General features: G+C 67.2%; 18 protein-coding genes, 2 tRNA genes and 1 pseudogene. 9 read left to right on the top strand and 12 right to left on the bottom strand.

Going from position 1 to position 20365, the window contains the following annotated elements; translation table 11 throughout:
• Nucleotides 1-17: 17 nt before the first annotated feature.
• The 7 genes and pseudogenes from GGC30_RS10685 to trmB form a co-directional block, all read right to left on the bottom strand.
• Entirely contained in the window at nt 18-455 is a 438-nt protein-coding gene (locus GGC30_RS10685; RefSeq protein ID WP_153923937.1) for a DUF2141 domain-containing protein, read from the bottom strand.
• A gap of 243 nt (nt 456-698) precedes the next feature.
• The gene (infB, locus tag GGC30_RS10680) at nt 699-3731 is read right to left on the bottom strand and encodes a translation initiation factor IF-2 (protein WP_153923935.1); all 3033 of its coding nucleotides are present in this window, start codon (nt 3729-3731) and stop codon (nt 699-701) included.
• 108 nt (nt 3732-3839) lie between these two features.
• Nucleotides 3840-4499: an RNA-binding protein gene (locus tag GGC30_RS10675; RefSeq protein WP_153923933.1), complete on the bottom strand. Its 660-nt coding sequence runs from the start codon at nt 4497-4499 to the stop codon at nt 3840-3842.
• Between the two features lie 18 nt (nt 4500-4517).
• Complete coding sequence (nusA, locus tag GGC30_RS10670; protein WP_066553711.1) at nt 4518-6251, bottom strand: transcription termination factor NusA; 1734 nt, start codon at nt 6249-6251, stop codon at nt 4518-4520.
• Complete coding sequence (rimP, locus tag GGC30_RS10665) at nt 6251-6850, bottom strand: ribosome maturation factor RimP (protein ID WP_066555243.1); 600 nt, start codon at nt 6848-6850, stop codon at nt 6251-6253. The genes nusA and rimP overlap by 1 nt, the downstream gene beginning before the upstream one ends.
• Before the next feature lie 139 nt (nt 6851-6989).
• Nucleotides 6990-7483, bottom strand: a pseudogene (locus GGC30_RS10660) (DUF1993 family protein).
• 35 nt (nt 7484-7518) lie between these two features.
• The gene (gene trmB / locus GGC30_RS10655; protein ID WP_153923931.1) at nt 7519-8235 is read right to left on the bottom strand and encodes a tRNA (guanosine(46)-N7)-methyltransferase TrmB; all 717 of its coding nucleotides are present in this window, start codon (nt 8233-8235) and stop codon (nt 7519-7521) included.
• 136 nt (nt 8236-8371) lie between these two features.
• Here trmB and GGC30_RS10650 point away from each other — a divergent pair, with 136 nt between their 5' ends.
• The 4 genes from GGC30_RS10650 (at nt 8372) to arfB (ending at nt 12172) form a co-directional block, all read left to right on the top strand.
• Nucleotides 8372-9850 (top strand): amidohydrolase, encoded by a 1479-nt coding sequence (locus tag GGC30_RS10650; protein ID WP_153923929.1) that lies wholly within the window; start codon nt 8372-8374, stop codon nt 9848-9850.
• Nucleotides 9850-11229: an amidohydrolase family protein gene (locus GGC30_RS10645; RefSeq protein ID WP_153923927.1), complete on the top strand. Its 1380-nt coding sequence runs from the start codon at nt 9850-9852 to the stop codon at nt 11227-11229. Before GGC30_RS10650 ends, GGC30_RS10645 begins: the two co-directional genes overlap by 1 nt.
• A gap of 83 nt (nt 11230-11312) precedes the next feature.
• Nucleotides 11313-11771, top strand: a complete 459-nt coding sequence (locus GGC30_RS10640) for a YaiI/YqxD family protein (protein ID WP_153923925.1) — start codon at nt 11313-11315, stop codon at nt 11769-11771.
• Entirely contained in the window at nt 11768-12172 is a 405-nt protein-coding gene (gene arfB, locus GGC30_RS10635) for an alternative ribosome rescue aminoacyl-tRNA hydrolase ArfB (RefSeq protein WP_017505001.1), read from the top strand. The genes GGC30_RS10640 and arfB overlap by 4 nt, the downstream gene beginning before the upstream one ends.
• A 3-nt stretch (nt 12173-12175) precedes the next feature.
• On the opposite strand, the gene GGC30_RS10630 is transcribed toward arfB, so the two are convergent.
• Genes GGC30_RS10630 through GGC30_RS10615 form a run of 4 tightly spaced genes read right to left on the bottom strand, consistent with a single transcriptional unit; the run spans nt 12176 to nt 15773 of the window.
• Entirely contained in the window at nt 12176-12649 is a 474-nt protein-coding gene (locus GGC30_RS10630; RefSeq protein WP_153923923.1) for a hypothetical protein, read from the bottom strand.
• 14 nt (nt 12650-12663) lie between these two features.
• On the bottom strand, nt 12664-14244 hold the full coding sequence (ubiB, locus tag GGC30_RS10625; RefSeq protein WP_370451956.1) for a 2-polyprenylphenol 6-hydroxylase: 1581 nt from the start codon (nt 14242-14244) through the stop codon (nt 12664-12666).
• A complete protein-coding gene (locus GGC30_RS10620) occupies nt 14232-15020 on the bottom strand; it encodes a class I SAM-dependent methyltransferase (RefSeq protein WP_153923921.1) in 789 nt (262 codons plus the stop codon). Before GGC30_RS10620 ends, ubiB begins: the two co-directional genes overlap by 13 nt.
• A gap of 51 nt (nt 15021-15071) precedes the next feature.
• Nucleotides 15072-15773, bottom strand: a complete 702-nt coding sequence (locus GGC30_RS10615) for a Crp/Fnr family transcriptional regulator (RefSeq protein ID WP_153923919.1) — start codon at nt 15771-15773, stop codon at nt 15072-15074.
• Between the two features lie 157 nt (nt 15774-15930).
• Between GGC30_RS10615 and GGC30_RS10610 the strand changes: the two genes are divergently transcribed.
• From GGC30_RS10610 to GGC30_RS10590, 5 genes are all read left to right on the top strand, one after another.
• Nucleotides 15931-16236, top strand: a complete 306-nt coding sequence (locus GGC30_RS10610; protein ID WP_082854180.1) for a 4a-hydroxytetrahydrobiopterin dehydratase — start codon at nt 15931-15933, stop codon at nt 16234-16236.
• The gene (locus GGC30_RS10605; protein WP_370451955.1) at nt 16233-17030 is read left to right on the top strand and encodes an SDR family oxidoreductase; all 798 of its coding nucleotides are present in this window, start codon (nt 16233-16235) and stop codon (nt 17028-17030) included. Before GGC30_RS10610 ends, GGC30_RS10605 begins: the two co-directional genes overlap by 4 nt.
• A gap of 175 nt (nt 17031-17205) precedes the next feature.
• Nucleotides 17206-17282 (top strand) — tRNA-Arg (locus GGC30_RS10600).
• 154 nt (nt 17283-17436) lie between these two features.
• Nucleotides 17437-19470 carry a TonB-dependent receptor gene (locus GGC30_RS10595; RefSeq protein WP_228763705.1) on the top strand — a complete coding sequence of 678 codons (2034 nt, stop codon included), beginning with the start codon at nt 17437-17439 and terminating at the stop codon, nt 19468-19470.
• Between the two features lie 90 nt (nt 19471-19560).
• On the top strand, nt 19561-19722 hold the full coding sequence (locus tag GGC30_RS10590; RefSeq protein ID WP_153923917.1) for a hypothetical protein: 162 nt from the start codon (nt 19561-19563) through the stop codon (nt 19720-19722).
• Between the two features lie 517 nt (nt 19723-20239).
• On the opposite strand, the gene GGC30_RS10585 is transcribed toward GGC30_RS10590, so the two are convergent.
• Nucleotides 20240-20316: transfer RNA gene (locus tag GGC30_RS10585), tRNA-Met, on the bottom strand.
• Nucleotides 20317-20365 lie beyond the last annotated feature (49 nt).

The following is a 20365-nucleotide window of genomic DNA, read 5'->3' as shown; positions in this document are numbered from 1 at the left end:
GCTCCGGATTTCGTCGCTTACTTCAGATCGATCGACTGGGTCGTCGCGCCGGCGGCCGCGAACTTGGCGCGCTCCCAAGACGCCGGTCCCATATTGCCAACGGCGTTGTTGGAGAAGGCGAAGGGCTCGACCGGCATGCCGAAGGGATTGGTGTTCATCTTGTCGTCGCCGTTCAGGTCGTGGAAGGCGCGCACCGCATAGTCGCCGTCCGGTAGCCCGTCGAAGGTGACGCTAGTCTGGCCGGCGGCGGCATCCAGCATGGCGACCTGGGCCGGCTGGCCCTCGCCGCCATAGTTGGCCTCGCTGTTGAAAACGGCGACCATGATCTGGCCCTGGGGCGCCGCGCTCGGGAAGGCGACGGTCAGGTCGGCGGCGAAGGCGGGCGCGGCCGGCGCCGCAACGGTAAGGGCGGCGGCGAGAGCGAGGACGGGAGCGATGGCGGCGACAGTCTTCATGACGGCGTGTCCTGTGTCGGTGAGAGGACCGACGACCGGCCCTCAATGATCGGGACCGTGCCGTCGTCCCCTGCCCTTCACCACCGCGCTTGCGGCGATGAACGGCCGCCGTTCGCGAATGCACAGCCAGCGGCGTTGACGAAGCGCGAACGAACACTTCGAACGCATCGCCCCCGGGCCGCAAAAGAAAAGGCCCGGAACCTGAGTTCCGGGCCTCGGTCTATTCGCGCTCGCGACGAGGAGCTAGTCCAGCGTGCGCTTGATCTCTTCGACCGTGAAGCACTCGATGTAGTCGCCTTCCTTGATGTCCTGGAAGCCCTGGAACTGCATGCCGCATTCCTGGCCGGCCGTGACCTCGTTGACCTCGTCCTTGAAGCGCTTGAGCGTGTTGAGCGTGCCCAGCTCCAGCACCACGACGTCGTCGCGGATGATGCGGACGCGCGCGCCCTTGCGGACCACGCCTTCCGACACCCGGCAACCGGCGATCTTGCCGATCTTGGAGATGTCGAACACCTGAAGGACAGCAGCGTTGCCCAGGAAGGTTTCGCGTTGCAGCGGCGCCAGCATGCCGGACAGCACGCCTTTGATGTCGTCCAGCAGGTCGTAGATGATCGAATAGTAGCGGATCTCGACGCCCTCGCGGTCGGCCAGATCGCGCGCCTGTTTCGAGGCGCGGACGTTGAAGCCGAGGATCGGCGCGCCGGCCGACTTGGCCAGGTTGACGTCGCTCTCGGTGATGCCGCCGGCGCCGGAATAGACCGTGCGGGCGCGCACCTCGTCGGTGCTCATCTTGTCCAGCGAACCCATGATGGCTTCGGCCGAGCCCTGCACGTCCGCCTTGATGACGACCGGCAGTTCCGAGGCCTTCTTGGAGCCCAGCTTGGCCATCATGTCGACCAGCGAGACCGAGCCGCCCGAAACCTGGGCCTTCTCGCGCTTCACCCGCTGACGGTATTCGGTCAGCTCGCGGGCGCGGGCTTCGGATTCCACCACGGCGAAGACGTCGCCCGGCGAGGGCGCCTCGTCCAGGCCGAGGATCTCGACCGGGACCGACGGACCGGCTTCGGTCAGCTGTTCGTTGCGCTCGTTCAGCAGGGCGCGAACCTTGCCCCACGATCCACCGGCGACGACGATGTCGCCGCGCTTCAGCGTGCCGCGCTTGACCAGCACGGTGCCGACCGGGCCGCGACCCTTGTCCAGCTTGGCCTCGATGACCACGCCCTCAGCCGAGCGATCGGCGTTGGCGCGCAGGTCCATGACCTCGGCCTGGATCAGGATGGCTTCCAGCAGGCCGTCGAGGTTCATCCGCTCCTTGGCCGAGACCTCGATGATCTGGGTCTCGCCGCCCAGGCTTTCGGCGATGACTTCGTACTGCAGCAGCTCGTTGACGACCTTCTGCGACGTCGCGCCGGGCTTATCCATCTTGTTGACCGCCACGATCAGGGGCGCGTTGGCCGCCTTGGCGTGTTGGATGGCTTCGATGGTCTGCGGCATGACGCCGTCGTCGGCGGCGACGACCAGAACCACGATGTCGGTCACATTGGCGCCGCGCGCCCGCATGGCCGAGAAGGCGGCGTGGCCCGGGGTGTCCAGGAAGGTGACCTTCTGGTCGTCCGGCAGGCGAACCTGATAGGCGCCGATGTGCTGGGTGATGCCGCCGGCTTCGCCGCCTGCGACGTCGGTCGTGCGCAGGGCGTCAAGCAGCGAGGTCTTGCCGTGGTCGACGTGGCCCATGATGGCCACGACCGGCGCGCGGGTGTCGGAAGCGTCCGCATCGTCGGCCTCGCCCAGGAAGCCGGTTTCGATGTCGGATTCCGAGACGCGCTTGACGGCCATGCCGAACTCTTCGGCCACCAGTTCGGCGGTGTCGGAATCGATCACGTCGTTGATCTTCATCATCAGGCCCTGCTTCATTAGGAACTTGATGATGTCGACGCCGCGAACGGCCATCCGGTTGGACAGCTCTTGCACTGTGATGACGTCGGGAATGACGACTTCGCGCGGACGGTTGGGCGCATCGGTCGAGCCGCCCTTGCGCTTTTCCTTCTCGCGTTCACGAGCACGACGGACCGAGGCCAGTGAGCGCATCCGCTCGGCGGCGTCGCCGTCGCCGACCACGGACTGGATGGTCATGCGGCCTTCGCGGCGCTTGGGCTCGCCACGCGTACGGCTGACGGCCTTGCCGGCGTCGGAGAAACGCTTCTCGCGATCGTCGTCACGGCCGGCCGGACGACCGAAGCCGGCGCCGGGCGCTCGGGCGGGACGCAGAACATTGGCCTCGGCCGGCGGGGCGTTCGGAGTCGGACGACCGCCAGGGCCGGTACGCGCGCCGCCGGGACGGGCGGCGCCCGGCGCCGGACGCGGATTCAGGGCCGAATAGCGGACGGGCTCGGCCGGCTTGGCGCCTTGCGGGCGTTGACCGCCGGGGCCCGAACGGGCGCCCTGCGGACGGTCGCCTTGGGGGCGATCGCTCTGGGGGCGGTCCGAATAGGCGCGATCGCCGCCGCCCATCGCCTGCTCGCGGGCCGAACGGCCGCCGAAGGCCGGACGCTCGGGCGCGGCGCGTTGGGGATTGCCGGGCTTGGGCACACGTTGGCCGAAGTTGACCACCGGGCGGGCCGGAGCGGCCGGACGGGCGGGCGCAGCCGGGGCCGGAGTCGCGGGCGCCGGGGTCGGCGCGACAGGCGCAGGCGCGGCGGCCACGGGCGCGGCCGGCTTGGGTGCGGGCTTGGCCGGCGCGACAGGCGCAGCCGCCGTCAGCTTGGCGGCTTCGGCGCGTGCAGCTTCTGCGGCGGCCTTGGCGGCGGCGGCCTCGTCGCGAGCGGCCTGGGCGGCGCGTTCGGTGGCGGCGGCCTGTTCGCGCGCGGCGGCGTCTGCGGCGGCCTTGGCGGCGGCGGCGGCGTCAGCCTTGGCGGCGTTCGCTTGCGTGGCCAGGGCGATGGCGCGACGGCGGGCTTCCTGCTCCTCGGCCGACAGGGCGCCGCCGGCGGGTTGCGACGGACGCGGACCTTGCGGACGCGGCGCCTGCGCGGCCTGTTGAGGACGTGCGACATCGAAGCCCTGCGGACGTTGCGGCCCGCCGGCGCCGGCGCGGCGCTTGGTCTCGACCACCACCGTCTTGGATCGGCCATGGCTGAAGCTCTGCTTCACGGTGCCGGTCGGCACCGATCCCACAACGCGCGGCTTCAGGCTCAGCGGAGCGCGCGGCCCCGTCTGGGACGGGGTGCCGCCCGTGTTGCCCTGGCCTTGGTTGGTCTTGTCGTTTTCGTCGCTCATCCGGTCGCTTTACTCGGGGCGGAAAGGCCCGCCGTCCTCATCTAATACCCATGAACGACCGTGAGCCCGTCTCCGCCCTTGGAGACAGGCCCTCGGCCGCTAAAATCCTCAGCTCGCCCCTGTAGGGGGTGCTCCCGCCGATCCGTCCTCGACACTGGAAACGTTCCAGTGAGGGGGGCGAAGCGGCCGAAATCCAGCCAGTCGTTCGACCTCGATGGTCCACCGATCGGCGCGTCCGCCCGCAAGCAGGACGGCGTGTATCGCATTTTCCAGCCCAAGGGCCAAACTCAAATCGTCCGCCGTGAACGCGCCGCAGATCTTGGCGGTCTGATGACGGGCCAGGGCGAGGATCTTTCCGCGCCCGTCGGCCGAGCCATCGGCGGCTTCCAGCACCCAGGCGGCCTTGCCCGCACGCAGGCTCGCCGCGGTTTTCTCGAAGCCGGATATAAGAACGCCTTCGCGCCGGGCAAGACCCAGCTGGTCGAGACAGCGCCTTGCCAGCAGCCGTTCGACGACATCGGCCAGGTCGGCCGGGGCGGTCAATTTGGTCTTGGCCGCGCGGGTGAAGCCGTTTTTCTTGACCGCCGCCTCGACCGAGGCGCGGCTGGCTTCGACCCACAGGCCGCGTCCGGGCAGCTTCCTGCCCAGGTCGGGGACCACCTGGCCATCGGGCCCGGCGACGAAACGGATCAGGCGAGATTCGTCCATGACCTCGTGAGAGACGAGGTCCCGGCGTTCCCTATCGATCGTTGCGTCGCGCAAGCTCATATGTGGCCAGGTCTCCCATCACGCGTTCGACGGTTCGGCGTCGGACTCTTCGCCCTCGGCCGTGTCGTCTTCGGCAGGCGCATCGCCGAACACCTGGTCCGGATCGTATTCGCCCTCGGCGTAGTCGCCCTCTTCTTCGTACTCTTCCGGCTCGGGCTGCGGCAGTTCCGAAGCGTCGATCCAGCCGGCGGCCACGCGCGCCTGCAGGATCAGCAGCTCGGCGTCTTCTTGCGCCAGATTGAAGCTTTCCAGCACGCCGGGGACCTTCACCCGCTCGCCGTTCTTAACTTCATAGCCGCCGCGGATTTCGTCGGTGGCCAGGTCGGCCAGATCCTCGACCGTCTTCACGCCGCCTTCGCCCAGGGCGACGGCGATCGGCAGGGTGACGCCCGGCACCTGAAGCACGCCGTCCTCGACGCCCAGTTCGACGCGCTTGGCGTCCAGTTCGGCGGCCTTCTTGTCCAGATATTCGCGGGCGCGGGCCTGAAGCTCTTCAGCGGTCTCTTCGTCGAAGCCTTCGATCTCGGAGACTTCGTACGGATCGACATAGGCCAGGTCTTCGACGGTGGCGAAGCCTTCGGTGACCAGCAGCTGGGCGATGACTTCGTCGACGTCCAGGGCTTCCTGGAACAGGCCGGTACGCTCGGCGAACTCGCGTTGACGACGCTCGGAGTCCTGAGCCTCGGTGATGATGTCGATCTGCCAGCCGGTCAGTTGCGAGGCCAGGCGGACGTTCTGGCCGCGACGGCCGATGGCCAGCGACAGCTGCTCGTCCGGCACGACCACTTCGACGCGGCCGGCTTCTTCATCCAGCACGACCTTGGAGACTTCGGCCGGGGCCAGGGCGTTGACGATGAAGGTCGGCTCGTCCGGATTCCACTGGATGATATCGATCTTCTCGCCCTGCAGTTCGGCGACGACCGCCTGAACGCGCGAGCCGCGCATACCGACGCAGGCGCCGACGGGGTCGATGGAGCTGTCGTTCGACAGGACGGCCATCTTGGCGCGCGAGCCGGAGTCACGGGCGGCGGCGCGGATCTCGATCACGCCGTCATAAACTTCCGGCACTTCCTGGGCGAACAGCTTGGCCATGAAGCCGGGGTGGGCGCGCGACAGCATGACCTGCGGGCCCTTGGCCTCGGGGCGGACGTCGTAGATGTAGGTGCGGATGCGGTCGCCGATGTTGAACACTTCGCGCGGGATGGACTGGTCGCGGCGCATGACGCCTTCGCCCCGGCCCAGGTCGACGATGGTGTTGCCGTATTCCACGCGCTTGACCGTACCGTTGACGATCTCGCCGACGCGATCCTTGAACTCTTCGTACTGGTTGGCGCGCTCGGCCTCGCGGACCTTACCGGTCACGACCTGACGAGCCATCTGGGTTTGCACCCGACCGAACTCGAACGGCGGCAGGTTCTCGACGTATTCCTTGCCGACCACCGCCTCCGGATCGCGCTTGGAGGCGTCCTTCAGGCGCACCATGGCGCTGTCGTTGAACTCTTCCAGCTCGTCTTCCGGCATCCAGTCGTCCTCGACGATGGTGACGTGACGGGTCAGCGACAGCTCGCCGGTCTTGTGGTCGATCTTGGCGCGGATGTCGTGATGCGCGCCGTAGCGCGACTTGGCGCCCTTCTGGATCGCTTCTTCGATCGCCTCGATGACGATTTCGCGCTCGATGTTCTTCTCGCGGGCGACGGCCTCGGCGATCTGCAGCAGTTCGAGGCGGTTGGCGGAAATACCGGTGACGGCCATCAGGCGTTGTCCTCAGAAGGGGTCGTGGTGTCGGTTGTCAGGTCGGAGGCTTCCCCTTCGGGAAGGCCGTCGTCTTCGGGTTCGCCGCGTGCGGCGCGAATGGCGGCGCCCCGTTTCATCAGGGCGTCGGTCAGGACCAGCTTCGCGTCGCTCAGCCAGTCGAAGGGGATCAGGGCGGTGTCGTCCTCGCCGTCCAGGTCGATCAGGACGTTGCCGTCTTCATAGCCGGCCAGCACGCCCTTGAACCGCTTGCGGCCCTCGATCATCCGGTCCGTTTCCAGACGCGCCTCCTCGCCCTCGAACAGGTCGAAGTCGATGGGACGGGTCAAGGGCCGGTCGATGCCCGGCGACGACACCTCCAGCATATATTCGCCGGGGATGGGGTCGGCGGCGTCGAACACTTCCGACACCGCGCGGCTCAGCTTGGCGCATTGTTCGACCGAGATGTCGTGGTCGGACGGCCGCTCGGCCATGATCTGGAGGCGCTGACGTTTGGAGCCGGTCATCAGGCGCACGCGCACGACGTCCAGGCCCAACGACTCCGCGATGGGGTCGATCAGGTCCAGCAGTTGGCGATCCTGGGCGGTTCTTGCGCGCAAGCGACGAATATCCAAAACAAAAGCGGCGGTCCGTCCGGGCCGCCGCTTGGAACGACGCCGTTGGACGCCGGTCTAACGATGTGAGCGCCATATAGGCCAACCGAAAGGGGTTGTCAGCCCCCCGCGATCAAACCCGCCGTCAGCGCGGCCCCAGATAGTCGCGCTTGCCGATCTCGACGCCCGCCGCGCGCAACAGGGCGTAGGTCATGGTGACGTGGAAAAAGAAGTTCGGTAGCGCAAACCCGGTCAGATAATCGACGCCGTTGAACTCGTGCTGCCCGCAGGGAATTGCAGCACCACTTCGCGCGTCTCGGCGCCTTCGAAGGCGTCGCGGGGCACGCTTTCGATATAGGCGATGGACAGGGCGATGGTGGCCTTCAGCTCGGCGAACGACGCTTCGGTATCGTCGGTCTTGGGCCAGTCCTGTCCGGCCAACCGGGCGACGCAGGCCCGCGCCGAAAACGCCGCCGTGCGTACCTGGGCTGGGAACGGGTTCATGTCCGGGGCGAGACGCGTCTCCATCAGGGCCGCCTCATCGAACCCCTGGGCAAGCGCCTTGTCGAGCAAGGCCGACAGATTGTTCAGCGTACGCACGAAGACGGGCGCCGAGGCGTCGTAGATCGAAAAGGCCATGGAGGTCAGGTCCGGTTGGAACGACCCCTTAGCTGCTAATCGACGCGCCGATATTCAAGGAAGACCGGGGTCGTGTCGCCAAGCTTCTTTTCTTCGTAGCGCGTCACGACGTGATCGGCAGGCGGGACGAACCAGTCCTGATCCGCGGAGCCGATCCGCTCCAGTCCCGGCGTGCGGTTCAGCCGCTCCAGCGCCCATTCGGCGTAGTCCAGCCAATCGGTGACGAAGCGCAGGGTCCCGCCGGGCTTCAGGATGCGCGCGAAGGCCTGGGCCGTCTCGTCCTGCAGCAGGCGGCGCTTATTGTGGCGCGCCTTGTGCCAGGGGTCGGGGAACAGGATCAGCACCCGGTCAACCGAGGCGTCCGGAAGGGCGTCGACCAGGTCGCGCGCGTCGTCGGCATGGATGCGGACGTTCTTCAGTCCGCCCTCTTCCACGTGACGCAGGGCCGAGGCGACGCCGTTCAGGAAGGGCTCGCAGCCGATGACCAAGGCGTCGGGCCGCGTCGCCGCCTGGGCGGCCATATGCTCGCCGCCGCCGAAGCCGATCTCCAGCCAGACCTCGGTCGCCTCGGGCATCATCGTCTTGGGGTCCAGCGGCCCGGCCTTGGGATCGGGCACGGCGATCGCGGGCAGCAGGGTCTCCATCAGCGCCGCCTGGCGGGGCTTGATGGGGCGGGCCTTGATGCGGCCGAACGATCGCAGCGGGCGGTCGAGATGCGGGTTTTCGTCCTCGGGACGGTCATCGGCGTTCATGCGCCTGCCGTTAGCCGTCGCGGCTGCGGGCGTCCAGAAGACGAACGCCGAAACCTTTTGACGGTCGCGGCCGAACGCCCTTCTATGCCGGTCACAAGCGGCGTCGGGGCTGACGCTTCGCGGGAGAGGGATTTCGATGATCGGACATCATCTGCGGGGCGTCAGCCTCGCGGCCATTACATGCGCCGTGCTGGGCCTGTCGGCCTGCGCCACCACCGGCCAGACGCCTGATGATACGGCCGCGAAACCGTCGAAGGACCGGACCTTGGCCGCCGGTCTGGATCCCGCGACGACGCTGGATCCCTATCCCTCCACCTATCATCCCCTGCCGCGCGAGAACTTCGCCGTGGTCGGCGCCACCGTCCTGACCGGCACGGATCGCAAGATCGAGAACGGCGTGGTCGTGGTCACGGACGGCAAGATCGCCGCCGTCGGCGACGCCTCGACCCCCGTCCCTTCCGGCTATCGCGTTGTCGAGGCGCGCGGCCGCTATGTCACCCCCGGCGTCATCGACGTGCACAGCCACCTGGGCGTCTATCCGTCGCCCGGCGTCAGCGGCATGAGCGACGGCAACGAGGCGACCAGCCCGAACACCGCCCAGGTCTGGGCCGAACATTCGCTGTGGCCCCAGGACCCTGGTTTCAACACCGCCCGCGCCGGCGGCGTGACCACGCTTCACATCTTGCCCGGCTCGGCCAATCTGTTCGGCGGACGCGGCGTCACGATCCGCAACGTGCCCTCGATCACCATGCAAGGCCTGAAATTCCCGGCCGCCCCCTATACGGTCAAGATGGCCTGCGGCGAGAACCCGTCGCGCGTCTATGGCGGCCGCAACCAGAGCCCGGCGACGGGCATGGGCAATATGGCCGGCTATCGCGCCGCCTTCATCGCCGCACGCGACTACAAGGCCAAATGGGACAAGTGGCGCGAGGACGGCGAAGGCGCCGCCCCGACCCGCAACCTTCAGAACGAGACCCTGATGGGCGTTCTGGACGGTTCGATCCTGATTCAGAACCACTGCTATCGCGCCGACGAGATGGCGCTGATGATGGATATGGCCAAGGAGTTCGGCTACCGCATCACGACCTTCCACCACGCGACCGAGGCCTACAAGCTGGCGCCGCAACTGGCCGCCAACGGCATTTGCGCGGCCATGTGGACCGGCTGGTGGGGCTTCAAGATGGAGGCGCTGGACGCCATCGAGGAGAACGCCGCTCTGGTCGACGCCCAGCAGGGATCGTGCGCCGTCATCCACTCCGACGACGCCGAGCTGACTCAACGGTTGAACCAGGAGGCCGCCGCCGCCCTGTCGGCCGGTCGCCGCGCCGGGCTGAACATTTCCGAAGAACACGCGATCGGCTGGATCACCTCCAACGCCGCCAAGGCCATCGGCATCGCTGACCAGACCGGGTCGCTGGAGCCCGGCAAGCGCGCCGACGTGGTGATCTGGAGCGCCGATCCCTTCTCGATCTACGCCCGCGCCGATCAGGTCTTCATCGACGGCGCCCTGACCTTTGATCGCAGCAACCCCGCCTATCAGCCGACCAGCGACTTCGAACTGGGTCAGCCGGGCTATGGCCTGACCGCCGCCAACGTCACGGAAGGAGCCCGCTGATGCGCCTGTCTCACATCCTCGCGGGCGCCGTCGCGGCCCTGTCTCTCGCGGCTCCTGCCCTTGCCCAGTCCGGGCCTCAAGCAGCGCGAAGCGCGGTAGGCCAAAATGAAACCGTCGCCATCGTCGGCGGACGCATCCTGACCGGCGACTCCGTCATCGAGAACGGCACGGTCGTGATCCGCGACGGCAAGATCGTCTCTGTGGGCTCAGGCGGCGCGCCGTCCGGCGCCCACGTCATCGACGCAGCGGGCAAGACAGTCGCGCCCGGTTTCGTCGCCGTGGATTCCGGCTTGGCCGGGACCGAGGTCAGTTCGGTCAGCGGCACCAACGAACTGCGCAACAGCGCCAATACGCTCAGCGCCGCCTTCGACATCTCGTACGGCCTGGACCCCTGGTCCTTCACCCTGCCGGTCGCGCGGCTGGGCGGCATCACCCGCGCCATCGTCGTGCCCCAGCACCCCGGCTCTTCCGGCGGCCATGTGCATGAGGACGAGACGGCCGGCGCCGGCGACGGCGGCTATCAGACGCCGGGCCTGTTCGCGGGTCAGGCGGCGATCATCAATCTGGGTCAAGGCTCGAACATTCTGGTCAAGCCGCGCGTGGCCATGGTCGCCCCGTTCGGCGAGGCCGGAGCCGGCATCGCCGGAGGCGCGCGCGGGGCGCAGTTCGTCCTGTTCAAGGAGACGCTGTCGGAAGTCCGCCTCTATGCCCGCAACAAGTCGGCCTATGAGCGGGCGGGCCTGCGCGACCTCAGCCTGTCGCGCGCCGATCTCGAGGCGCTGATCCCCGTCGCCAACGGGACGATGCCGCTGATCGTGACCGTCCACCGCGCCTCGGATATTCAGCAGGTGCTGCGTCTGGCGCGCGAGGAAGGGATCAAGCTGATCCTGGACGGCGCCGAGGAAGGCTGGCTGGTCGCCGGCGACATCGCCGCAGCCGGCGTACCGGTGCTGCTGAACCCCATCTCCAACCTGCCCAGCGATTTCGAGATGCGGGCGGCGCGGGCGGAAAACGCAGCGGCTCTGAACGCGGCGGGCGTCTTGATCGCCATCAAGGGCAACGAGGGCTCGACCCACCGCGCCCGCGAGGCCCGCTACAACGCGGGCAACGCCGTCTCGCACGGCCTGCCCTATGGTGCCGCCATCGCCGCCCTGACGGTCAATCCGGCGAAGATCTTCGGCATGGCCGGGCAGTTCGGCCAGATCGCGCCGGGCGCAGCGGGTGACGTGGTGGTCTGGTCCGGCGATCCGCTGGAGCCGCTCAGCCAGCCGTCGGCCGTCTTCGTCAATGGCGTCGAACAGCCCCTTACCAGCCGCCCGCTGATGCTGCGCGACCGCTATCGCCAGCAGACGCCGATGCCGCCGGCCTATCGCAACTGAGGACCGCTTTGGTCTGAACGGAAAGGGCGGGGCCGGACGGTCCCGCCCTTTTTCATTGGTCGCGTCCGCGCTAGGTCAGGCCCATGCCCACCGTGCTCTACATCGACGCCGACGCCTGCCCCGTAAAGGAAGAGGTGTATCGCGTCGCCCGCCGCTATGGGCTGAAGACCTATGTCGTCTCCAACACCTGGATGCAGGTTCCGCGCGAGGCGCTGATCGAACAGGTGGTGGTGGACGCCGGCCCCGACATCGCCGACGACTGGATCGCTGAGCGGGCGGGCGTAGGCGACGTGGTTATCACCGCCGATATCCCCCTAGCGGACCGCTGTCTGAAGTCGGGCGCACAGGCGCTGAAGTCGAACGGCCAGCCCTTCACCCCGGACTCCATCGGCTCGGCCCTAGCGGGACGGATGGTGGGCGAGCATCTGCGGTCGATGGGTGTGGCGACCTCCGGCCCTCCGCCGTTCTCGGCCGCCGACCGTTCGCGTTTCTTGCAGGCGCTGGACCAGGCCGTGGTCAAGGCGCGCAAGGCGGCGACATGACCACCGTCATCCCCGAGGACGAGCTTGAGTTTCACTTCTACCGCGCGGGCGGTCCAGGTGGGCAGAACGTCAACAAGGTGTCGACCGCCGTTCAGATGCGGTTCGATGTGAAGAACTCGCCGTCGCTGACCGATCCGGTCAAGGCGCGGCTGATGAAGCTGGCCGGCAGCCGGCTGACGCTGGAAGGCGTGATCCTGATCACCGCCGTGCGTCATCGCACCCAGGAGCGCAATCGCGCCGACGCCATCGAACGGCTTCAGGCGATGGTGGACGAGGCCTCAATCCGCCCCGTCTATCGCGTGCCGACACGCCCGACCAAGGCGTCCAAGGAACGCCGCCTGAAGGCCAAGACGACCCGCGCCTCGATCAAGTCGGGGCGCGGCAAGCCTTCGCTGGATTGACGGTCAGCGCTCGGCCGGGCGGAACAGCAGGGCGGCGATCTTGTCCTCGGCGTCGAAGCCGATCAGCCATTCGGTGACCTGATTGTCGAAGGTGACCTTGAACATCTGGGCCTCGCCTTCCTGCTTGACGTATTCGACCGTCTTGACGGCGCCGAAGCCCTTGATCAGCGGGACCACCTGGGCCTCCTGCTGACGGATCTGGGTTCCAAGGCCGGTCGTGAAATCCGAATAGTCGAAGCCGGTCCCCTGGGCGCTGGCGATCACGGCGCGCAGCGCCTCTTCGGAACGGGCGATGTCGGGAGCCTGGGCGGCGGACGCCGTTGCGGGCGCAGCGGCGGCGCGGGCTTGAGGCGCTGCGGTTTGAGCCGGGCGGTCGAAGGCGTTCGGCACGGCGCCGGCTGCGGCTTGGGCCAAGGCGGGCATGGGCGCCACCAGCACGGCGGCTGCAATAGCGGTCTTCATCAAGGTCGGCTTCATAGCGAAAGCTCCGGTCAGGTCAGATAGGGCCAGAGCGAAAGGCCCAGGGCCGCCAAAGCCGCGATGACCGCGACCGTGACTGAAGCCGTCACCGAAGCCGGAGTTCCCGACTTTTCGATGACCACGGCCGCCGGGCGCGGCGGCTCCTGGACCAGTCGCGAGATGGCGCGGGCCGCGGCGATCATTTCGTTGATCGCATCACGCGCCTGGGCCTGCGGTCCCAGCTCGCGGCGGATCCAGCGTTCGACCACCGGCTGGGCGGCCTTCCACAGATCGTGATCGGGTTGCAGGCGGCGCGCCACGCCCTCGACCGAGACCATGGTCTTTTGCAGCAGGATCAGTTCGGGCCGCAGCCGCATGTCGAACAGGGCGGTGATCTCGAACAACTGGCCCAACAGCCGGCCCATCGACACCTGGCTGGCGGCGCGGCCGATCACCGGCTCGCCGACCGCACGCAGGGCCTGGGCGAAGGTCTCCACCGAGTGGTGCGGCGGGACGTAGCCGGCCTCAAAATGCACGCGCGAAATCCGGTCGTAGTCGCGACTGATGAAGCCCCACAGGATCTCGGCCAGATAGCGCCGCTCCGCCGGTCCCAATCGCCCGACAATGCCGAAGTCGATCGCCGTCAGATGAGCCGGCGCGCTGGCGAACAGATTGCCCTCGTGCAGATCGGCGTGGAACACCCCGTGGTCCAACGCCTGCACCAGAAAGGCGCGCACGACATTGTCGGCCAGCTGATCCTTGTCCAATCCCGGCAGGTCCAGCAGCGCCGGATCCGTCATGGGCACGCCTTGCGCCCACTCCAGCGTCAGCACGCGCTTGCCCACCCCGTCCCAGATCACGGCCGGCGCGGACATGTATCCGTCCTTGGCCAGCACCTCGGCCATCTCGCTGGCGGCGGCGGCCTCCAGCCGCATGTCCAACTCCAGATCCAGCGAGTTGGCGATGGTCTCGACAAAGGCGGACGGCTCCAGCCGCCGCGCCATCGGCACGAGCCGCCAGACCAGCCGCGCGGCCAGACGCATCGAATCCAGGCCATTGGCGACCCGCCGCTCGACTCCCGGGCGCAGCACCTTGACCGCCACGGCCCGCCCGTCGGCCAGGGTCGCGCGGTGCGCCTGGGCCAGGGAGGCGGCGGCGACCGGCGGACTGAGGTCGATGAACAGGCTTTCGGCCGGACGACCCAGTGACTTCTCGATCTCGCGCCGCGCCTCTTCCAGAGAGAAGGCCGGCAAGGCGTCCTTCAACCGTCCAAGATCGCGCGCGAACTCCAGCCCGAAGATGTCGGCGCGCGTCGCCAGGACCTGGCCCAGTTTGATCGCCACGGGGCCCAGATGTTCGAACGCCTTGCCCAGCCTCTGGCCCGGCCGCCCCTGACGCCCAGCGCGACCTGAGAACAGTTGCACGAACCGTGCGAACGGCCGCGTCCAGGCCGGCAGCAGATGGGTCACCTCGCGCGGGATCAGGGCGTCATGACGCGCCAGGACCCACAGCCAGCCCAGCAGACGCAGAAAGGACGCAACCGGGTTCTGGACCGCGACCGTCGCGGGCGGCGGCGGGGCCGTGCGATAGATCCGGCTGGTCAGATCGCCCACCCATGATGGATGGCGGCGATCCCGCCCGACAGGTTGGTGACGGACACGCGGCGGAAGCCGGCGTCCTCGATCATGCCCTTGAACATATTCTGATCGGGGAAGCGACGGATGCTCTCGACCAGATACTGATAGCTGTCGCGATCCTTGGCGACCCAGCCGCCGATGCGCGGAATGGCGTGGAAGGACCAGGCGTCATAGACCTTGCGGATCGGCGTGGTGGTGGGGCGCGAGAACTCCAGGCACAGGAACCGACCGCCCGGCTTCAGCACCCGGCGCGCCTCGGCCAGGGCCTTGTCGATATGGGCCACGTTGCGGATGCCGAAACTGATCGAATAGGCGTCGACCGAGGCGTCCGGCAGCGGCAGGTTCATGGCGTCGCCGACGCTCCACTGCGTTTCCGGTTCGCCGCCCTTGTGGACGCCTGCCAGGATCATCTCGGCGTTGTAGTCCAGCACGATGACATTGGCGTCCTCGCCGCCGCGCCGCTCCTGGGCGGCGCGCGCCATCTTGGAATAGCGACGCGCCATGTCCCCGGTGCCGCCCGCGACGTCCAGAATGGTCTCGCCGGGACGCGGGTTCAGCTTGGCGGCGGCGATGTCTTTCCAGATGCGGTGGACGCCGACGCTCATCAGGTCGTTCATCACATCGTAGTTGGAGGCGACGGAATCGAAGACCCCGCGCACCATCTTCACCTTCTCGCGCGCATCCACGTCGCGAAAGCCGAAGGAGGAACGATCACCCGACGAGTGCGGGCCGTGGGAGGAGGCGTCGGTCATGGGCACCGTCTAGCGCGTCGCAGCGCCCCCGTCATCCAATGAGACACCCGATCAGGCCGCTTCGGGCTGCGGCAGTTTCAAATCCTTCATCACGTCGCGCATCAGGCCGTAACAGCCGCACGACGCCGCCTCCAGGCCGTCGCGATCCAGCACCTTGACCCAGCCACGTCCCCGCTGGATCAGCGACTTGCGCTCCAGCACCGTGCCGACCTCCGACACCGTGGCGCGACGCACGCCCAGCATACCGGCGATATCGGCCTGCGTCAGATCGATCCGGTCATCCTCGGCCCGGTCGTGAAGCATCAACAGCCAGCGGGCCAACCGTTCGTCCAGCCGGTGCTGGGCGTTGCAGGCGGCCGCCTGCTGCACCTGCGCCATCAAGCCTTCGGTGAAGCGCGACAGGGCTGAGCGCAGAGTCTCGCTGTCTTCCAGCGCCTCGCCGAACACCTCGGCCGAGCAATGGGCCGCGATCCCGTCGCGTTGGGAAATGGCCCGACTGGCGGCGCGGGCGTTGAACGGTCCGCAGGTCACGCCGATCAGACCTTCGCGCCCTATGGCGGCCGTCTCCACCATCTTGTCATCCGGCAGGATGGTCATCAGCGACACCACGCCCTTGATCGGAAACCACACCTGATCGACCGCCTCGCCGGCGTCATAGAGCATCTGGCCGCGTGTGATCTCGCGCTCTTTCAAATGCGGTTCGATCCGCTTGCGGTCGGCCGCATCCAGGGCGGCGATCCAGAGATTTTCCATCCTAACCCCGCTGGCGACCGATGACGCCGAAGAGCGACGATCGCTGCTCGCTCAATGCACAAGCTTGACCATGGGTTCCCTGGACGGATCCGCGCGGCTTCGCCGCTTGCCGCCATCCATCAGGCGCCCTACGCAAAATGGAAAAAGAGGAAACGCGATGACCGACACACGGCTTGACGTAGCGGAAACGCTGAAGGATTTGCCCGCCTGGCGCGCGCATGACGGCGATCGCCCGGCCATCACGCGGACGCTGACGTTCGCGGATTTCAACGCCGCCTTCGGCTTCATGACCCGCGTCGCCCTGATGGCCGACAAGATGGACCACCATCCCGAATGGTCGAATGTCTACGACCGGGTCGAGATCCTGCTCACCACCCACGACGCCGATGGCGTGACGGACAAGGACGTGACCCTGGCCCGCTTCATTGACGACGCCGCCGCCGGCATGGGGGTGAAGTCGTGAGCGGCTCCGCGCGTCCCGGCCGCGTCGCCGGCAAGACGGCCCTGATCACCGGCGCGGCCGGCGGCCTGGGCGAAGCCATGGCCTTCATGCTGGCCCGCGAAGGCGCCCGCGTCGCCGTCACCGACATCGACGCCGCGCGCGCTCAAGCCTTGGCGAGCCGGATCAATGCGGAAATTCCGGACGCCGCCTTCGCCTATGCCCACGACGTGGCCAGCGAGGCCGAATGGGAAGGTGTGATCGCCGCCGCCGTCGCCGATCTCGGCGGCCTGTCGGTGCTGGTCAACAACGCCGGCGTCGGCGGCCCCCTGGCCTTCGTCGAGCAGGACACGATCGAGAACTGGCAGCGTCAGTACGAGATCAATCTGCGCTCCATCATGCTGGGCGCCAAACACGCCATGCCGCATCTGCGCGCCTCGGCTCCGGCCTCGATCATCAACATCTCCTCGATCGCAGGGCTCGCGGCCGCCCCCGGCATGGGCGCCTATAACGCCACAAAGGCGGCGGTCTGGATGTACACCAAGACGCTGGCGCTGGAGGCCGCGAAGGCCGAATGGAACGTGCGCTGCAACTCGGTCCACCCTGTCTTCATCAAGACGCCGATCCTGGATCCCTTCATCGCCATGGCCGGCGGGGACGAGGACAAGGCGCACGAGCGCCTCGCGCGTGGCATTCCTTTGAAGCGGATCGGCGAACCCGACGACGTCGCCTACTGCGTCCTCTATCTGGCGTCCGACGAATCCAAGTTCGTCACGGGGTCCGAGTTCAAGATCGACGGGGGCATGACGGCGCAGTAGGGCGCGAGCGCCCTATTGCTTTCTTTTTGGGCCTATCGCGCTTCGCGCTGCTTGAGGCCGTCGGCCTTCCTTGTCGGTGATTGATGGCGGCCATCCGGTCGTCATCCGCGCATTCGGGATTGAGGCCGCTTGCGCCATGATGTAAGCGGCCTGTTCCGGCGTCGCGCCGGCCGACGCACCCGTAGCTCAGCTGGATAGAGTGCTGCCCTCCGAAGGCAGAGGTCACAGGTTCGAATCCTGTCGGGTGCGCCATTCTCCCTCTAAGGTAGTCCACGACTCTTCTCCGGCACGCGGCGCCCCTGGAGACACGCCCGACACAAAATCGTCGTCGGGTTCTTGATTGCGCAAAGCCTATGTGACGTTATCTCGTAACAAGTCACTTCCTCCCCAGGCTGAGAGTTTTTTCATGCGTCCCTCAAGCGTCTCGCGATCCCTGCTCATGGCGGCCGCAGGCTCCACGATTCTGGCAGGCGCCGCCGCCGCGCAGTCCGCTCCGCAAGCCCCGGCGGAGTTGGGCGATATTATCGTCACGGGCGCGCCCTATGGCATCAGCCAGCGGGCCTCGGTAATCGCGACGGACGTCGTGGACGAACAGACCCTGGCCACGGCGCCGGCGGCCTCGCTCGGCGACATGCTGAGCGGGCGTCCGGGCATTCGTTCGACCGACTTCGCGCCCGGCGCCAGCCGACCCGTCATTCGCGGCCTTAGCGGGCCGCGCGTCCAGGTGCTGACCAACGGTATCGGCCTGATCGACGCGAGCTCTGTCTCGCCCGACCACGCCGTGGCCACAGACCCGGCCGAGGCCAATCGTATCGAGATCATTCGCGGGCCCGCGACGCTGGTCTATGGCGGCTCGGCCATCGGCGGCGTGGTCAATGTTCTTGACGATCGCATCCCCACCGAGATCCCCGAGGGCGGCGTGTCCGGCGTGGTCTCCACCCAGGCGTCCAGCGTTGACGACGGCCGCAGCGCCTTCGGACGCATGACCGTCGGCAGTGGAAACTTCGCCTTCAACGTCGATGGGGTGAAGCGCAAGACCGACGACTATGACATCCCGGCCCCGGCCATTTCCGCCAGGCGCGCCGCCGCCGAAGGCACTGCGCGCGAGGACACCGGAACCCAGCCCAACAGCTATACCGATCTTGAAGCCTGGGGCGTCGGCGGTTCCTATATCGGCGACAAGGGCTTCGCCGGCGTCTCCTACAAAAACACCGACAGTGAATACGGCACGGTCGCCGAGGAATCGGTCTTCATCAAGCTGAACCAGAAGCGGTGGGACGCGCGCGGCGAATACCGTTTCGACAGCGGGCCCTTCTCGGCCCTGCGCGGCTCCTACGGCCATGCCGACTACACCCACACCGAGTTCGAGGCCGTGGGCGAGCCGGGCACCATCTTCAACTCCGATGGGTGGGAAGGCCGTGCGGACCTGGTCCAGCGCGAACGCAACGGCTGGAACGGCGCCATAGGGGTTCAGGCCCTGTCGCGTAACTTCGAGGCCATCGGCGAGGAGGCCTTCGTGCCCAGCGTCAAGATCGACGAACTGGGCCTTTATACGGTGCAGCGTCTGGACCTCGGCAACCATGGCTTCGAGGGCGGCCTGCGCTATGACCGGCGCGAACTCAGCGGCACGCCCATCGGGGGCGCAAGCGAAGTCACGCGCGAGTTCGACAACTGGTCGGCGTCCGCCGCCGCCTTCATCCGCCCGACCGCCGGGCTGTTCCTGGGCCTCAGCCTGGCCCACAATGAACGCGCGCCCAGCGAGGTCGAGTTGTTCGCCGACGGCGTCCACATCGCCACCGCCGCCTACGAGACCGGCGACCTGACGCTGAACTCCGAGAAGGTGACGACGCTGGAGGGCACCGCCCACTATGATCGCGGCAGGTTCACCGGCGATCTGCACGTTTATCACTCCTGGTATAACGGCTTCATCGACGAACGGCCGACGGGCGACCAGTTCTACTTCGAGGAAGAGGACGAGTTCTTCCCCATCTATCGGTTCGTCCAGACCGACGCGAAGTTCTATGGCTTCGAGCTGGAAGGCGCCTATGCGCTTTGGCAGGACGGCGATCGCAAACTGTCGCTGGAAGGCGCGGCCGACTATGTCCACGCCCAGACGGACTTCGGCCCTGCCGCGCGGATCCCGCCCTACTCCGTCACCGGACGTCTGGCCTGGACATCGACCAAGTTCGACGCCAGCGCCGAGGTTCGCCACGTTGGAGAACAGGACCGGGTCGCCAACGCGTTCGAACTGCCGACCGACGACTACACCCTGGTCAACGCTTCGGTCGCGGTCCGCCCCTTCGCCCAGCAGAACGTCACTCTGTTCGCCGAGGCGCGGAACCTGACGGACGAGGAAGCCCGCGAACACGTGTCCTTCCTCAAGGACATCGCCCCTCTGCCGGGGCGCAACCTTCGGGTCGGCGTCGCCTACCGCTTCTGACGAACATCAAGAGCCTTCGGCGCAGCCTTGGTTGCGCCGAAGGCTGACACGCGTCGGCGAACGCGAACCGCCTCCGTGCGTTGATCGCCCATGACCGACAAAGAACCCCGCAAAGTCCCGATTGGCTACGAAGACCGGCCCGACAAGCCGACGCGCGGCGCCTTTCGCATCACGGCCCTCGCCATAGCGGCCGCAGCCGTCGTCTTCCTGACGCTGATCGCAGTCGTCGTCATGCGAAGCGGCGGGATCTAGGGGCGCGCCAGCACGGTGCCGGGCTCTGTTAAGCCTAGTCTGCTCATCGTCCCTCTGGAGTAGTCGAGCTTTTCGCCAACGAGCTGGTCGCCGACCTACGCATCACATGGCCCAATGCGGTTTTCTGTCGTGATGCGGATTTAGCCCGGGGTGTCGTGGGCTTCAGCGACTGTGTGCTTAAGCTGGCGTAGCCCGCTGGGCTTAGCGTTTAAGCTGCTGGGCGACGGCGGCCTGTCCACCTCGGCGCGTCGCGCCTAACGGATGTCAGCAACACCGCATGGGCGATTACGGTGCCAGAAGACTAGCTTTGAATGTCGAAGCGTCCGCTTGGACAGGAACTCGCTCCGTGTACATCTGTTCGACACCGAAGCAAGCACCTTCGCCTACAGCGACGGCTTTCGCCTGGCCGATGCACAGGCCATTACGTCTTCCGGCCTGACGATGTCTACGTCTCGGCCTCTGACCGCCAGACGTCAGAAAGCCCCACGGCTTTTGGCGGTGGGGCTTTTTGGTGTTTTGGGTGCGGGAGTAGGATTTGAACCTACGACCTTCAGGTTATGAGCCTGACGAGCTACCGGGCTGCTCCATCCCGCGGCAAACGGTAGTGTATCGTGAAGGAAGAACGGATCGAGAAGGCCCGCGA

Source organism: Brevundimonas sp. SPF441 (genome assembly GCF_009661015.1).
Lineage (GTDB): Bacteria > Pseudomonadota > Alphaproteobacteria > Caulobacterales > Caulobacteraceae > Brevundimonas > Brevundimonas vesicularis.
Note: the sequence above shows the minus strand (reverse complement) of the source record. Positions and strands in the feature narration are given on the sequence as shown.

Excerpts from the sequence above, each read along its gene's own strand:
- GGC30_RS10610 (WP_082854180.1), top strand. The coding sequence starts at position 15,931 with ATGACCGACACACGGCTTGACGTAGCGGAAACGCTGAAGGATTTGCCC.
- GGC30_RS10685 (WP_153923937.1), bottom strand. The coding sequence starts at position 455 with ATGAAGACTGTCGCCGCCATCGCTCCCGTCCTCGCTCTCGCCGCCGCC.
- trmB (WP_153923931.1), bottom strand. The coding sequence starts at position 8,235 with ATGAACGCCGATGACCGTCCCGAGGACGAAAACCCGCATCTCGACCGC.
- GGC30_RS10630 (WP_153923923.1), bottom strand. The coding sequence starts at position 12,649 with ATGAAGCCGACCTTGATGAAGACCGCTATTGCAGCCGCCGTGCTGGTG.
- infB (WP_153923935.1), bottom strand. The coding sequence starts at position 3,731 with ATGAGCGACGAAAACGACAAGACCAACCAAGGCCAGGGCAACACGGGC.
- GGC30_RS10645 (WP_153923927.1), top strand. The coding sequence starts at position 9,850 with ATGCGCCTGTCTCACATCCTCGCGGGCGCCGTCGCGGCCCTGTCTCTC.
- GGC30_RS10590 (WP_153923917.1), top strand. The coding sequence starts at position 19,561 with ATGACCGACAAAGAACCCCGCAAAGTCCCGATTGGCTACGAAGACCGG.
- GGC30_RS10595 (WP_228763705.1), top strand. The coding sequence starts at position 17,437 with ATGCGTCCCTCAAGCGTCTCGCGATCCCTGCTCATGGCGGCCGCAGGC.
- GGC30_RS10640 (WP_153923925.1), top strand. The coding sequence starts at position 11,313 with ATGCCCACCGTGCTCTACATCGACGCCGACGCCTGCCCCGTAAAGGAA.
- GGC30_RS10675 (WP_153923933.1), bottom strand. The coding sequence starts at position 4,499 with ATGAGCTTGCGCGACGCAACGATCGATAGGGAACGCCGGGACCTCGTC.
- GGC30_RS10615 (WP_153923919.1), bottom strand. The coding sequence starts at position 15,773 with ATGGAAAATCTCTGGATCGCCGCCCTGGATGCGGCCGACCGCAAGCGG.
- GGC30_RS10650 (WP_153923929.1), top strand. The coding sequence starts at position 8,372 with ATGATCGGACATCATCTGCGGGGCGTCAGCCTCGCGGCCATTACATGC.
- GGC30_RS10620 (WP_153923921.1), bottom strand. The coding sequence starts at position 15,020 with ATGACCGACGCCTCCTCCCACGGCCCGCACTCGTCGGGTGATCGTTCC.
- nusA (WP_066553711.1), bottom strand. The coding sequence starts at position 6,251 with ATGGCCGTCACCGGTATTTCCGCCAACCGCCTCGAACTGCTGCAGATC.
- arfB (WP_017505001.1), top strand. The coding sequence starts at position 11,768 with ATGACCACCGTCATCCCCGAGGACGAGCTTGAGTTTCACTTCTACCGC.